Source organism: Nocardia callitridis (assembly GCF_039543305.1).
In the GTDB taxonomy this organism is placed as follows: Bacteria; Actinomycetota; Actinomycetes; order Mycobacteriales; family Mycobacteriaceae; genus Nocardia; species Nocardia callitridis.
In genome coordinates this window covers 184458-197027 of the sequence record NZ_BAABJM010000003.1, presented here as the reverse complement: position 1 = coordinate 197027, position 12570 = coordinate 184458, and the positions used below count along the sequence as shown (strand labels likewise).

Annotated in this window: 11 protein-coding genes; 2 read left to right on the top strand and 9 right to left on the bottom strand. The window is 65.8% G+C overall.

From position 1 onward, the window contains the following. Positions 1–49: 49 nt before the first annotated feature. The 7 genes from ABEA50_RS18565 to ABEA50_RS18535 all read right to left on the bottom strand — a co-directional run bounded on the left by ABEA50_RS18565 (position 50) and on the right by ABEA50_RS18535 (position 5483). A complete protein-coding gene (locus ABEA50_RS18565) occupies positions 50–1348 on the bottom strand; it encodes a hypothetical protein (RefSeq protein ID WP_345496813.1) in 1299 nt (432 codons plus the stop codon). Beyond that, the gene (locus ABEA50_RS18560) at positions 1348–1569 is read right to left on the bottom strand and encodes a hypothetical protein (protein ID WP_345496812.1); all 222 of its coding nucleotides are present in this window, start codon (positions 1567–1569) and stop codon (positions 1348–1350) included. The genes ABEA50_RS18565 and ABEA50_RS18560 overlap by 1 nt, the downstream gene beginning before the upstream one ends. Before the next feature lie 96 nt (positions 1570–1665). After that, positions 1666–2436 carry an ESX secretion-associated protein EspG gene (locus tag ABEA50_RS18555; RefSeq protein WP_345496811.1) on the bottom strand — a complete coding sequence of 257 codons (771 nt, stop codon included), beginning with the start codon at positions 2434–2436 and terminating at the stop codon, positions 1666–1668. Between the two features lie 55 nt (positions 2437–2491). Beyond that, positions 2492–3640 (bottom strand): WXG100 family type VII secretion target, encoded by a 1149-nt coding sequence (locus ABEA50_RS18550; protein ID WP_345496810.1) that lies wholly within the window; start codon positions 3638–3640, stop codon positions 2492–2494. Beyond that, the gene (locus ABEA50_RS18545) at positions 3640–4119 is read right to left on the bottom strand and encodes a hypothetical protein (RefSeq protein WP_345496809.1); all 480 of its coding nucleotides are present in this window, start codon (positions 4117–4119) and stop codon (positions 3640–3642) included. The genes ABEA50_RS18550 and ABEA50_RS18545 overlap by 1 nt, the downstream gene beginning before the upstream one ends. 37 nt (positions 4120–4156) lie before the next feature. Beyond that, positions 4157–4726 carry a DUF3558 domain-containing protein gene (locus ABEA50_RS18540; RefSeq protein WP_345496808.1) on the bottom strand — a complete coding sequence of 190 codons (570 nt, stop codon included), beginning with the start codon at positions 4724–4726 and terminating at the stop codon, positions 4157–4159. Between the two features lie 124 nt (positions 4727–4850). Beyond that, a complete protein-coding gene (locus ABEA50_RS18535) occupies positions 4851–5483 on the bottom strand; it encodes a TetR/AcrR family transcriptional regulator (protein ID WP_345496807.1) in 633 nt (210 codons plus the stop codon). 125 nt (positions 5484–5608) lie between these two features. Here ABEA50_RS18535 and ABEA50_RS18530 point away from each other — a divergent pair, with 125 nt between their 5' ends. Continuing rightward, entirely contained in the window at positions 5609–7453 is a 1845-nt protein-coding gene (locus tag ABEA50_RS18530; protein ID WP_345496806.1) for an FAD-dependent oxidoreductase, read from the top strand. Positions 7454–7677: 224 nt separating this feature from the next. After that, positions 7678–8049, top strand: coding sequence for a hypothetical protein (locus ABEA50_RS18525; RefSeq protein WP_345496805.1), 372 nt, complete (start codon positions 7678–7680; stop codon positions 8047–8049). A 39-nt stretch (positions 8050–8088) separates the two neighbouring features. On the opposite strand, the gene ABEA50_RS18520 is transcribed toward ABEA50_RS18525, so the two are convergent. Together ABEA50_RS18520 and ABEA50_RS18515 are read right to left on the bottom strand one after the other, a co-directional pair. After that, on the bottom strand, positions 8089–11112 hold the full coding sequence (locus tag ABEA50_RS18520; RefSeq protein ID WP_345496804.1) for a bifunctional [glutamine synthetase] adenylyltransferase/[glutamine synthetase]-adenylyl-L-tyrosine phosphorylase: 3024 nt from the start codon (positions 11110–11112) through the stop codon (positions 8089–8091). Between the two features lie 60 nt (positions 11113–11172). After that, on the bottom strand, positions 11173–12510 hold the full coding sequence (locus ABEA50_RS18515) for a glutamine synthetase family protein (RefSeq protein WP_345496803.1): 1338 nt from the start codon (positions 12508–12510) through the stop codon (positions 11173–11175). Positions 12511–12570: the final 60 nt, after the last annotated feature.

The following is a 12570-nucleotide window of genomic DNA, read 5'->3' as shown; positions in this document are numbered from 1 at the left end:
CCATTGCGAATGTGCACAGCCGAGCACCCCCAACGGTCGTGCGACGGGTTCAGCTGAGTGGCCAACCATCGTCGGCGGAGTCACGGTGACGACTACGCTGCCGTCGTCGGAAGAACACCTCCTCCATCGAGGCGGTCGAGATCTGCTCGGTCAAGGCCGACACCGCCTGGCCGAGGTCGAGCTCGTGGATATGTAATTCCAAGCCGCTCAACCGTTCCGGCGGCAACGTGGCCCACACCGCGCCGATCCGCTCATGGACGGTGGCGTCGGCGGCGGCGAGCACGCGCAACAGCACCCGCCACAGGTCGGCCTCGGCGGCGATCGACGGGAGCGCGGCCACCGTCTCGTCCGGCAGGTCGGCGAGCATGCGCGCCGCGCGCTGCCCCAGTTCGGGACCGTTGCGGCGCAGAATTTCGAACAGACCATGCCAGACAATCGGGTCACGAGAGGATTCCAGCGCACCGATCAGCCCGGTGAGCACCGCCTCGTTGCCGAACACCGGGTACCCGGCGAGCGTGTCCTTGGCGGCGGGAGTGAGCTGGTCGGCGAAGGTCAACAACTCCTCGACCGCGCCCACCCGGATCGCGGTGACCACGAGATTCCCGATGGACTGGGCGTTTCCGACCCGAAACAGCACCTCGCCCACCGAGGCGATCACATCCGGCTCGCACCGCGCGAAGGTCGACAATCCCGCACGTTGCAGCTCAGCGGAGCCGTGCAGCACGGTGTGCACGATGCGTGGAACCCGTTGTCGGCGACCGGAAGACAGCCGCCGCAGAATCGCGCTCACGCTGGACGAGGAGTACGCGTACGCGGCGGAGAAGATCACACCCGCGTCGTCGTGCACGCCGAACTCGACGGCATCGATCAGCCCCGCGTTCAGGTACTCGAGAAAGGGGCCCGCCGTGATGTAGTCGCCGCGGCGCAAGATCTCGTTCAGGATCTCCGCGATCGGTCTCCACGGCGCATGTTCGGCTACGGTAGCGATGGTCCTCGGGTCTATGTACGGCACGCAATCAGCGGCATACGAGGTGCCGAGCACCGCGATGATGTCCGCGGCCTTCTTCGGATGCTCGACGCCGATCGAGCCCGCGGCTCTCCCGGTCATCGTCGGCGGCACGAACCGCTGCACCAACGGCATGGAGACGCCCAGCGGAATGATCGGCACCAACTTGCTGATCCGCGCGAATACCTCGGTGTGCTGCTCGAACACGATCGCGGCCATCCGCTGCTGAATCTCGTGCAGGTGCCGCGCACCCAACCGCTCCAGGTGCGCGACTCGTCGCACCGGCACGTGCAATGTGCGTGCCAACAGGACGAGTTGGGCGTGGGTTACCAGATCGGTCATCAGCTGATGTGGCCGCCGAACATGATTTTCCTGGCCGTGGAGCGCAGCGGCCACGGCAGCGCGCTGGTCGTGGTGTCCACCGACTCGGCGAGCAACGTCCGTTCCTGCCGACGGGCGGCGGCGAACAATTCGAGCAGGTCGGCGGCCTCGTCCTCGGACAACACCGAGGACGCCGCGAGCGAACCGCCCAGTTGTTGTTCGAGATCGGTTCTGTTGCTCATTGTCGCTCCATTCCGCGCACTCCCCCGCCGGGCGAATCGTTACATCATAGATACGTTAGCGCGCTCGAGATCGGTGAACGTTGTTCGGCGAGTGGTTCACCAGCTGTCCGCGTCGTCTTCGGCCAGGCGGTGCAACGCGTCTCCCACCCACCCGGTGAGCCGGGTGACAAGGTCCTCGGATCGGGTGGGTTGAACCGAAATATGACTTCCGCGCAGTTCGGTATAGCGCCCGTCGCGGGTGATGTCGTGCCACTGCACCACATTCCACGCCGCGGGCATGGTGTTGATGGCCCCGGCGAACAATCCGGCGCTGCCGCCGCCGTCCGCCGGGCGTTGTAGTAGACGGTGAAATCGCTCACGTGGGGTATTGCGCGCGACATCCTCGAAGTATTCGCCGTGGCGCGCGCGTAGATCGTCGGGGTGAAAGGTTTCCGGCGGTTGCGATCCCGGCCGACACGGCGGAATCGACTTCACCAGATACGACACCAGGCTCTCCGGCCGACACAGCCGCATCTTGATCGGGCCGTCCTGATCGTCGGTGGTTGTTTGATAGAGCGTCACGGCCTGAAACTGATTGCGCGCACCCACGATTCGATACATCTTGAAACTGCCGTCGCGGGCTTTGTGCCTGGTGGTACCACCGAGAACCTCGATCCGAATGTCGGAGGTGGTCAGGGTGTGCGTGGCCAGTTGGATTCGCTCTAGTTCGTCGGCGGGATACCGCCGACTGACCGCAACCCGGTGCGCCTCGAACTCGTCGCGCAACAGAAAGCGGCTGCTGTAGTGCAAGGGGCTCGGAAACCGGTCGTTGGCGTTGTTGTACCAGAGCGCGGCGAAATCGTCGGGGTCGAAAGTCCATTCACTCATCGAGCCCCCGGACCCGGCACACAACGGTTGCGTCGCAGCATGATTCGTCTACCATTCAGCTGGTCGGCGGCTGATCGCTCGCCGGGATATCGCCGCCGATCACCCCGCCGGGCACCACCTTGGGAATCTCCCCGAGCAACTCGTCGGTGTTCTCCTGGTTCACCAGATAATCCGGACCCTTGCGCTCGGATTCATCACCCTTTTTCCCAGGCGCACCGGGACCAGGACCCATCATTCCCGGCATTCCGGCTCGTCCCGTCGCCGCGGCAGCGGCAGCCGGGCCTCCCGTAGTCGGCGCACCGGGCGTGCCCGGCAGGCTGCGACCCGCGCCGGGTGTTTGGGCAGCGCCGGGGCCAGGCCCCGGCCCGAACGTCGACGGCGCATTCGAAGGGGTACTACTCGCCATGGTCTGCGGAGAATTCGACGAGGTCGGCGTACCCGGATCCGCGCTCGGCGACCCGGCGCTCGACGTCGTGGTCTGGTTGTCGGCGGGATCCTGCGACCGCGTGGGCTGATCCACGGCCTGATCATCCGGGATGCCGTCGCCGTCCTGGTCGTTCGCGTCGGCGGAATCCGGGGCACCCGTGGAATTCTCGGGTGTCGAGGAACCGTCTGGGCCTGGCCCTGGTCCGTTCACCGTGGTCCCAGGAACAATCGCGGGATCACCGGGTGGGCTGGTCGGATTCACCGCGGGAGGGAGAACCGGAACCTTCGCATCGAAGTCCGCGAATCGCGTGACGTAGTTGTCGTGCATGGCGTCCCGTGCCTTTTGCTCGACCTCGTTACGCGAGCGATTCTCTTCGGCGGCGCGCCAGGGGTTGATCCGTGCGGTCCAGGAATGATCGGCATAGTCGGGAATCGCGTTGCGGGTGTCGACAATTGCCTTGGCGGCTTCGTTGATCTGGTTCGATAGGTCGGATAGGAGACCCGGTAGCTGACGAGCGTCGTCGGTGTACCGCTTGATCGCGTCCTTCGCGGATTCGGCCGCGTTACCTTCCCAAGACTCCGAGATCGAATTCGTTACCGACCGCGCGAAGGTCTCGATCCCCTGGTCGAATTGAGTGGCGGAATCTGTGTATTTACCAGCGGCATCACTGGAGTTGGTGGTATCCAAACTCCCGAATGCGTTCTTGATCTCGATATGCGACCAACCGTTCGCATACTCGCCGCCACCGGGAATCTGCTTGGACTCGTACTCACCCATCAGGCGCCTCCAGTACTGGTGAAACGCATGAAGTACTTGGGAGGCGCAGGGGGCTCGGGTGGCATCGTTTGTTCGAGGTTCTGGTACCTCGCCGCCCAGCCGTCATCCTGCTCCGAGTAACGGGTTCGGATCTCACGGAACACGTTTTGAAAGTCCTCGACCACCTGAAAGTGTGATTCCAGAACCTCATAAACTCCGTTTTGCGTGCCCTGGGCTTTCGTTCGGTAGCGATGCACCATTGTCTTCCCGGAGACGAGTTCCTTACCCTCGTCGTTCGTGTACTTCTCACCCAGACCCCACTCGTCCTGCTGAGCGATCTCGATCATCTTCTGCTGGATGTCCCTGATGGCGTTCTTGAAGAACTCACAGTCGCGGTCGACCCTGACGAACTGCTCAGGGTCCATACGCACCAACAGCCGACCCTCATGCGCCTCGTCAATCAGATTCGCCAGCGGACGAGGCGGGTTTTCCTCACTCATCTAGTCCTCCAAGTCGAGTCACGGGACCACGCAATGGTTACTGCGCCGAGGGAAGGGTCGGGCCGACCTTTTCGGCCAACGTCCGGGCGAGTTCGCACGAATCCGTGCTCCCGGTGTCCCGGTTCGAAGGAGGGTTGTTCAAGTTGAATTCCAGGCTGCCACCATTGAATTCGACATCCAGGGTGCACGCCTCCTGGATGTGTGGCCCGTCGAACTGGCGGGTCGAGATCGCCCGCCGTCCCGCGATGGTGAACTCCTGCGTCTCAGGGAAGTTCTTACCTCGAACCACGTCGACCGTCAGGTTCGTCGTGCGGATGCTCGTCACGTATCCGTCGGTCCGACCGAACTGGCAACCACGCCACTTGATCCCGCCGTTCGCGTTCGAGTTCGCCTGGCCGCGCAGCGTGAGCTTCTCCGAATCCAGCACATCCTGCGGCACATCCGTACACGGGTCATACCCGCTGGGCACCTCGGCCGCCACGCTGGGCGCGGACGCACTCGTCGTCGCATCTTTTCCGGTCTCCCCCGACGACCCGCATCCGCTCAGTACGACCGCCGCACCGCACATCACCGCCGCAGCACGGAAAGCTCTGCTACTGCTCGCCATTACGGTCCCCTTACCGCCGGTGAGGTGGGAGCCACGTTCCGGGCCGGACCGGCTTTCCGCCCCCTTCACAGTTGCGATCACCGTACTGGGCACGCGATCAGGCCCGCAACCGCTGGGAGCGCGGTTATTCGGTGTCGCGTCCCAGCGCTCGGACGAGTAAAGAGACCTGGTCGGCGAAGTGGGTGAGGAATTCCGGTGTACGGGGGTCGGTTCCGTAGACGCCTTCGATCACGTGCGGGAGGGTGGTCGGCGCCATGGCGGCGGCCATGAGCATCACCATCAGTGCGGCGGGGTCCAATTCGGCCGGTAGGCGGCCTTGCTCTTGCAGGGTGCGCAGTTCATCCACGCTGTGTTCGAGCATGCGTGCGCGTGGTGTGTGGTCGGGATCGCTGTCTGCACCGGTGTATTCGAGGCCACCCCAGGTCATCAGGCGGACGGCGTCGGGGTTGTGCAGGGCCTCCAGCGCATAGCGGCGGAACTGTTCGGGCAGTGGTGTTTCCGGTGGCACCAGTTCGGTGCGGCGTTCTTGCCAGCGTTGCGACATGGCTTGGTGCAGTCCGTGTTTGCCGTCGAAGTAGTAGGAGATGAGCTGCTGGTTGACCCCGGCGCGGGCGGCGATGGCAGCGGTCCTCGCGCCTTGGAAACCGTGCGCGGCGAATTCCGCCTCGGCGGCGTCCAGGATGAGGGCGCGGGTGCGCTCGGGGTCGCGTTGGCGCTCCTGCGGCTTGGGTGACCTGCGGGGTTTCGACGACGGCACGTCCGCGAGTGTACAGACACCTAGCAGTATCAATCACTGCGAAGACTTAATCAATCAAACGATTGACAAAGTACCGCAGATGGTTGAACCATGGGCTGGACGGTTCATCGAGTCAGGAGAAACCCATGACCCCACCACGCAGCGGCGCACGCACCGAGGTCCTCATCGTCGGCGGCGGCATCACCGGCCTGTCCACCGCGTTGTTCCTCGCCAGGGCGGGTATCAGGACCACGTTGGTCGAGCGCCACCCCGCGACCGCACTGCAACCACAGGCGCGCGCCTTCAACCCGCGCACCATGGAGATCTACCGTGCGCTCGGACTGGAACAGGCGATTCGCGACCGCACCTCGATCCTCGCCGACTTCCCGGAGATGATCGGCGCCGAGACACTCGCCGGAGCCGAACGCTTCCGGGTCGACATCCTCAGCCAGGTGCGACCGCCCGCGAGCCTCAGCCCCACCGACTGGACGATGATCGACCAGGACGAACTGGAACGCGTGGTGTGTGCCGAAGCCGAAAAGTTCGGCGCCGACATCCGATTCGCCACCGAGCTCGTCGCGTTCGACAACAGCACCGACGGCGTCGTCGCCCGCCTCCGCGACGTTGGTGGCGGCGGCAGTAGCGACGGCGGTGCGGGCGCCGGCGAGGGCCGCGATCGCGGGGAAAACGGCAGCGGGGAGTTCAGCATTCACGCCGACTATCTGGTCGCCGCCGACGGCAATCGCGCGGGAATCAGGACACGGCTCGGTGTCGAAGCCCAAGGGCCTGGCGAACTCTTGCACGCGGCCGCCTTCGTCTTCGACGCCGATCTCACCGGTGCGTTGCGGGAGCGCCGTTTCCTGCTCGGCTATCTCGACCAGCCGATCACGGGCACCGCGCTGGTTCCCGGACGAGAATTCGGCCGCTGGTCGCTCGGCATCCCGTTCGGCGAGGAGTCGGGCACGAGCCTCGACGACTTCACCGAGCAGCGCTGCGTCGAACTGACCCGTCGCGCGATCGGCGATCCCACGCTCGAGGTGCGGCTGGTGCCGCTGATGCGCGGCAGCGACCAGAAGGTCGCGGGCACGCGGATCGGCGCGTGGGTCGCCGACCGGTACCGGGACGAGCGCGTGTTCTTCGTCGGCGACGCCGCGCATGTCTTCCCGCCCACCGGCTCGTTCGGCGCGAACACCGGTATCGCCGACGCGCACAACCTGGCCTGGAAACTGGCCGCGGTACTGAAAGGCCAAGCGGGCGAAGCTCTTCTGAACACCTACGAACCCGAACGACGCCCGGTCGCGCTGGTCACCCTCGACCAGGCCATGCAGCGTCTGCACGGTCGTCACCACGCGGCGGGTGACACCGAGGCGACCATCGACGACCTCACCATGATCCTCGGCTATCGCTACCGGTCCACCGCGGTCATCGGTGAACACGACGACACCGGCGAACACGGCAATACCACAAAGCTCGGCGAACTCAACGCCACCAGCCAACTCAACGACACCGACAAGCTCGGCAACACAGGCGAACACAGCGACACTGGTGCACCCGACAACCACACCGAACCCCGCGACCACGCCGACCCAGTGGAGGACCCACGGCACCCATCCGGTCGCCCGGGATCACGCGCACCGCATCTCTGGTTGCGGCGCGGCGGCGCGGAGCTGTCGACCACCGAGCTGTCGACCACCGACTTGTTCGACGGCGCATTCGTTCTTCTGGTCGGACCGGACGGTACGCAGTGGGCCGCCGCCGCGGAAACATCCGCCACCGCATCAGGAATCGAACTGCACGTGCATCGAATCGGCGCCGACTACGACGATGTCGAGCACCGCTTCCTGTGCGCGTACGGCCTCGCCGACACCGGCGCCGCCCTCGTCCGCCCGGACGGCTTTCTCGCATGGCGCGCGCCCATCGCTCCCCCGGAACCGGACAATGCGCTGCTCACAGCGCTCGCCACCGTGCTCGCACGAGACGACCTCCGTTAACCAGCCGGGTACCGGGAGACCGAACGAACGACATTCGGCCGCACTGATTCCTCCATGCGGCCGAAATCCCCGACACCCTCACACGCCGACCGGTCGGGATTTCTGACAAATTTTTGTCCCGACAGGATTACACGCGGTCGTTCTCGGGAACTCTTTTCGCCCACACCACCTACACTGGCCCTATACACGGCGCAAGAGCGTCGAAGAGAGGCCTGGTAGCCACGATGTATGTCGAAAAGTTCCAATCGGCCGGCGATCTCACCGCGGAAATCGCCGAAGACCTCGCCGCCCTATCGGGCCGATACAGCTCTCGGATCACGGTGAGCAGCAACGGTCGTAGCGTGCAATCGACCGTCTTGCCGGTGTACTGGGACGTGCTGCGGGTTGTCGCGGGGAGTGCGATCTCCGTGACCGCCGAGGGTGGGCATCAACCGCGCGACGAAGAGGACCGCCGCGCCCTGCGTGATTTCGTTCTCCGTTTCCAAACCCTCACCGGACACTATCCCGCGCGGGCGCAGCACACCGCGCACCCGCGCCGACAGTCCTCGAAGAAGGCCCGCTTGTCGAGCATCGGCACCAAGCGCGTGACCCGATAATCCTGTCGCGTCAGCGATTTCCTCGACGGCGCCGATCGCTCACGACTCGCCGAAGACTCGCTCCACCACGGCTTTCGCCCGTCGGGTCACGCGCATGTAATGGTCGAGGAACTCGCTGCCGTCATCGGTCGGCCACCCGGCGACCCGCGCCACCGCCGACAATTGCTGTCCCGGCCCCGGCAGTTGGTCAGTCGGCTTGCCGCGCACGAGCACCAGGGCGTTGCGCGCCTTCGTCGCGGTCAACCACGCGTCGCGCAGCAACGAAACATCCTCGGAGTCCAGCAGTTTCGTCTCCTCGATCACCGCGAGCGATTGCAGTGTCGAGGTGTTGTGCAGGCCGGGCACTTCGTGGGCATGACGCAGCTGCGTGAGCTGCACCGTCCACTCGATATCGGCGAGGCCGCCGCGTCCCAGTTTGGTGTGTGTGGCCGGATTCGCCCCGCGCGGAAGACGTTCGGCGTCCATTCTCGCCTTGATTCTGCGGATCTCGAATACCGCTTCCGGCGAGACGCCGCCCGCCGGATACCGCACCGCGTCGATCATGTGCAGGAAGCGCACGCCCAGTTCCTGATCGCCCGCCACCTGGTGGGCCCGCAACAACGCCTGCACCTCCCACGACTGCGCCCACTGCGCGTAATACGCCTCGTACGCGGCGAGGGTGCGCACCAGGGCGCCATTGCGCCCCTCCGGCCGAAGTCCGGCGTCGACGAGCAACGGCGGGTCCGTACTTGGCGCGCCGAGCAACCGCTGCACCTGATCGGCGATGCCGATCGCCCACTTCACCGCGGCGGTCTCGTCATGGCCGGGTCGCGGATCGCAGACGAACAGCACGTCGGCGTCGGAGCCGTATCCCAGCTCCATCCCGCCGAGTCTGCCCATGCCGATCACCGCGAAGTCGGCGGGAGCCGGCTCGCCCCGCTGTGCTTCGCTGGCGCGGATCACCGCGGCGAGCGAGGCTTCCAGCACCGCCACCCACACCGCCGACAACGCGCGGCACACACTCGGCACGTCGAGCATGCCGAGAATATCGGCGGAGGCAACCCTGGCCAGCTCGTGCCTGCGCAGCGAACGTGCCGCGGCCACAGCACGTTTCGGATCCTCGTAGCGGCGCGCCGCCGTCATGATGCCGCGCGCGACATCTTCGGCCTTCGGCGTCAGCAGCAACGGTCCTTTGGGGCCGTCGGCGTACATCCGGATCGTCTCGGGCGCGTTGATCAACAGATCGGGCAGATACTCCGAGGAGCCGAGCACGATCATCAACCGCTGCGCGACCGCGCCTTCGTCGCGCAGTTCCCGCAGGAACCAGGTCTGGTCGGTGAGTCCTTCCGACACCCGACGATAGGCCAGCAGCCCGGCATCGGGATTCGGTGTGTCACCGAGCCATTCGAGCAACGTGGGCAGCAGCAGTGCCTGAATCCTGCCCTTGCGCGACACCCCGCCGGTGAGGGCCTTGAGGTGGTCGATCGCGTGCACCGGCGACACATAACCGAGCGCGGCCAACTGCCGAATGGCCGCATCGGGACTCAGGCGCACCGCGTCGGGTTCCAGCCGCACCACCGATTCCAGCAGCGGCCGGTAGAACAACTTGGCGTGTAACCGCCGCACCCGCACCGTGTTTCGGCGGATCTCGCTGTTGAGCACACCCACCGCGTTGTGGCTGCCGTCCGGGCGCATATGCGCGGCGCGCGCCAACCAGCGCAGGCCCTCCTCGTCGTCGGCGGCGGGCAGAGTGTGGGTGCGGCGCAACCGTTGCAGCTGCAGACGATGTTCGAGCAACCGCAGGAACTCGTAGGAGGCATTGAGGTTGGCCGCGTCGTCACGTCCGATATAACCACCGGCCGCCAACGCGCCCAGCGCCTCGACCGTGCCCGGCACGTGCAGCTTCTCGTCCACCCTGCCGTGCACCAATTGCAGCAGCTGCACCGCGAATTCGACATCGCGCAGGCTGCCGTGCCCGAGTTTCAGTTCGCGCTCGCGCATCTCGGCGGGCACCAGGTCTTCCACCCGCCGTCGCATCGCCCTGGTGTCGGTGACGAAATCCTCGCGCTCCGAAGCCGTCCACACCATCGGCATCACGGCCGCGCGGTATTCCCACCCCAGGTCCATGTCGCCGGTCATCGGCCGGTTCTTCAGCAGCGCCTGGAATTCCCACGTCCGCGCCCAGCGCTGGTAATAGGTCAGATGCGAGTCGAGCGTGCGCACCAACGCGCCCGCTTTACCCTCCGGCCGCAAGGCCGCGTCGACATCGAAGAACGCCGAGCTACCAACGCTCATCATCTCCGCCGCCAGCCTGGCCGCCGAGGCGTCGGCGGGCTCGGCGACGAACACCACATCCACATCGCTGACGTAATTCAGCTCGCGCGCACCGCATTTGCCCATGGCGATCACGGCGAGGCGCACCGGCACCGGCTCGTTCTCGAACACCCGCGCCACCGCGACCGCCAGTGCCGCGGTCAGCGCCGCGTCGGCGAGCTCGGTGAGGTGGACGCCGACCTCCTGATACGGCAGGACGGGCTCGTTCTCGACGGTCGCGGCGAGGTCGAGTGCGGCAAGGAGCATCAGATGATCGCGGTAGCGCTTGCGCAGCAGCGCGACCACCTCGGGCCCGCTGATCCCCGCGCGAAACAACATCGGGCTGGCGTTGGGTCCCTGCTCCGGCTCGGCGTTCACGACCGCGAGCAGATCGTCTCGCAGCTCGTCACCGTCGGGTAAGTCCTTACGGCGCAGCAACTTCCACCCCGGCGGGTCGGCCACCAGGTGGTCGGCGAAGGCCGTCGAGGAGCCGATCAACGCGAACAGCCTGCCGCGCAGCGCGGGTTCGGCGCGCACGGCAGCGTCGAGTTCCCGCCAACCCGCGCCGTCGTCGTCGAAACTCTCACGCAGCCGCATCAGCGTGTTCAGCGCGAGGTCGGCATCCGGGGCCCGCGACAACGACCACAGCACCGGAATGCCGTCCACATTGTCCCAGCCCAGTTCGCGCAGCGACGCGGCGGCGGTCGGCTCCAGTAACCCGAGCCTGCCGACACCGGGAACAGCGGAACGCGCAGTCGGTGGCCGAACCATGCCTTCAAATTACATGCTCGCCGCCGGGTCCCCGCCGCTCAGGTCCGCCACCGGCCCCGATTACAGGCCGAGATACTGCTCGATCTCGTACGGGGTGACCCTGCTGCGGTAGTCCGCCCACTCCCTGCGCTTGTTGCGCAGGAAGAAATCGAACACGTGCTCGCCAAGGGCCTCGGCGACCAATTCCGACCGCTCCATCGCTTGCAGGGCCTCGTCCAGCGTGCCGGGCAGCTCACGGAAGCCCATCGCGCGCCGCTCCGCCGAGGTCAACGAGAACACGTCGTCCTCGGCCTCCGACGGCAACGTGTACCCCTTCTCGATGCCGCGCAGTCCGGCCGCGAGCAGCACCGCGAAGGTGAGATACGGGTTGCACGCCGAATCCGGGCTACGGATCTCGACGCGTCGCGACGACGACTTGCTCGGCGTGTACATCGGCACCCGCACCAGCGCCGAACGATTGGACCGGCCCCATGAGGCCGCCGTCGGCGCCTCGCCACCGTGGATGAGCCGCTTGTAGGAGTTGACCCACTGGTTGCTGATCGCGCTGATCTCCGGGGCATGCTCGAGAATGCCCGCGATGAACGCGCGCGCGGTCTCCGACAGGTTGATCGGATCGTCCGGATCGTGGAAGGCGTTCGCCTCCCCCTCGAAAAGGCTCATGTGCGTGTGCATCGCCGAACCGGGGAAGTCGGAGAACGGCTTGGGCATGAACGTCGCGCGCACGCCCTCGTCGATCGCCACCTCCTTGATCAGGTAGCGGAAGGTCATCACGTTGTCGGCCATCGAGAGCGCGTCGGCGTAACGCAGGTCGATCTCCTGCTGACCCGGTGCGCCCTCGTGGTGGCTGAACTCCACCGAGATCCCCATCGATTCCAGCGCGTCGATGGCGTGGCGACGGAAATTCGGTGCCGAGTTGTGCACCGACTGATCGAAGAAACCGCCACGGTCCGCCGGGACCGGCGGTGCGCCGTCGGGCCCGTTCTCCAGCAGGAAGAACTCGATCTCCGGGTGCACGTAGCAGCTGAACCCCACGTCGGCGGCCTTGTTCAGCTGGCGACGCAGCACGTGGCGTGGATCGGCCCACGACGGTGAGCCGTCGGGCATGGTGATGTCACAGAACATCCGACCCGAATGCTGATGACCTTTGCTCGTCGACCACGGCAGCACCTGGAACGTCGAGGGGTCGGGCCGCGCGACCATGTCGGCCTCGGAGACCCTGGCAAAGCCTTCGATGGCCGAACCATCGAAGCCGATGCCCTCCTCGAAGGCGCCTTCGAGCTCGGCGGGGGCGATCGCTACCGACTTCAGGTAGCCCAAGACATCGGTGAACCAGAGACGTACGAAGCGGATGTCCCGCTCTTCGAGCGTCCGCAGCACGAATTCCTTCTGGCGATCCATGCCCGCGAGCGTAAGCACCCGGCGTTAAATCCGTGTTACATACGCGCTGAGTATTGTGTG

Bases quoted from the DNA above. Each gene is read 5' to 3' on its own strand.
- ABEA50_RS18525 (WP_345496805.1), top strand. From the start codon at position 7,678: ATGTATGTCGAAAAGTTCCAATCGGCCGGCGATCTCACCGCGGAAATC.
- ABEA50_RS18545 (WP_345496809.1), bottom strand. From the start codon at position 4,119: ATGAGTGAGGAAAACCCGCCTCGTCCGCTGGCGAATCTGATTGACGAG.
- ABEA50_RS18555 (WP_345496811.1), bottom strand. From the start codon at position 2,436: ATGAGTGAATGGACTTTCGACCCCGACGATTTCGCCGCGCTCTGGTAC.
- ABEA50_RS18560 (WP_345496812.1), bottom strand. From the start codon at position 1,569: ATGAGCAACAGAACCGATCTCGAACAACAACTGGGCGGTTCGCTCGCG.
- ABEA50_RS18540 (WP_345496808.1), bottom strand. From the start codon at position 4,726: ATGGCGAGCAGTAGCAGAGCTTTCCGTGCTGCGGCGGTGATGTGCGGT.
- ABEA50_RS18520 (WP_345496804.1), bottom strand. From the start codon at position 11,112: ATGGTTCGGCCACCGACTGCGCGTTCCGCTGTTCCCGGTGTCGGCAGG.
- ABEA50_RS18515 (WP_345496803.1), bottom strand. From the start codon at position 12,510: ATGGATCGCCAGAAGGAATTCGTGCTGCGGACGCTCGAAGAGCGGGAC.
- ABEA50_RS18530 (WP_345496806.1), top strand. From the start codon at position 5,609: ATGACCCCACCACGCAGCGGCGCACGCACCGAGGTCCTCATCGTCGGC.
- ABEA50_RS18565 (WP_345496813.1), bottom strand. From the start codon at position 1,348: ATGACCGATCTGGTAACCCACGCCCAACTCGTCCTGTTGGCACGCACA.
- ABEA50_RS18550 (WP_345496810.1), bottom strand. From the start codon at position 3,640: ATGGGTGAGTACGAGTCCAAGCAGATTCCCGGTGGCGGCGAGTATGCG.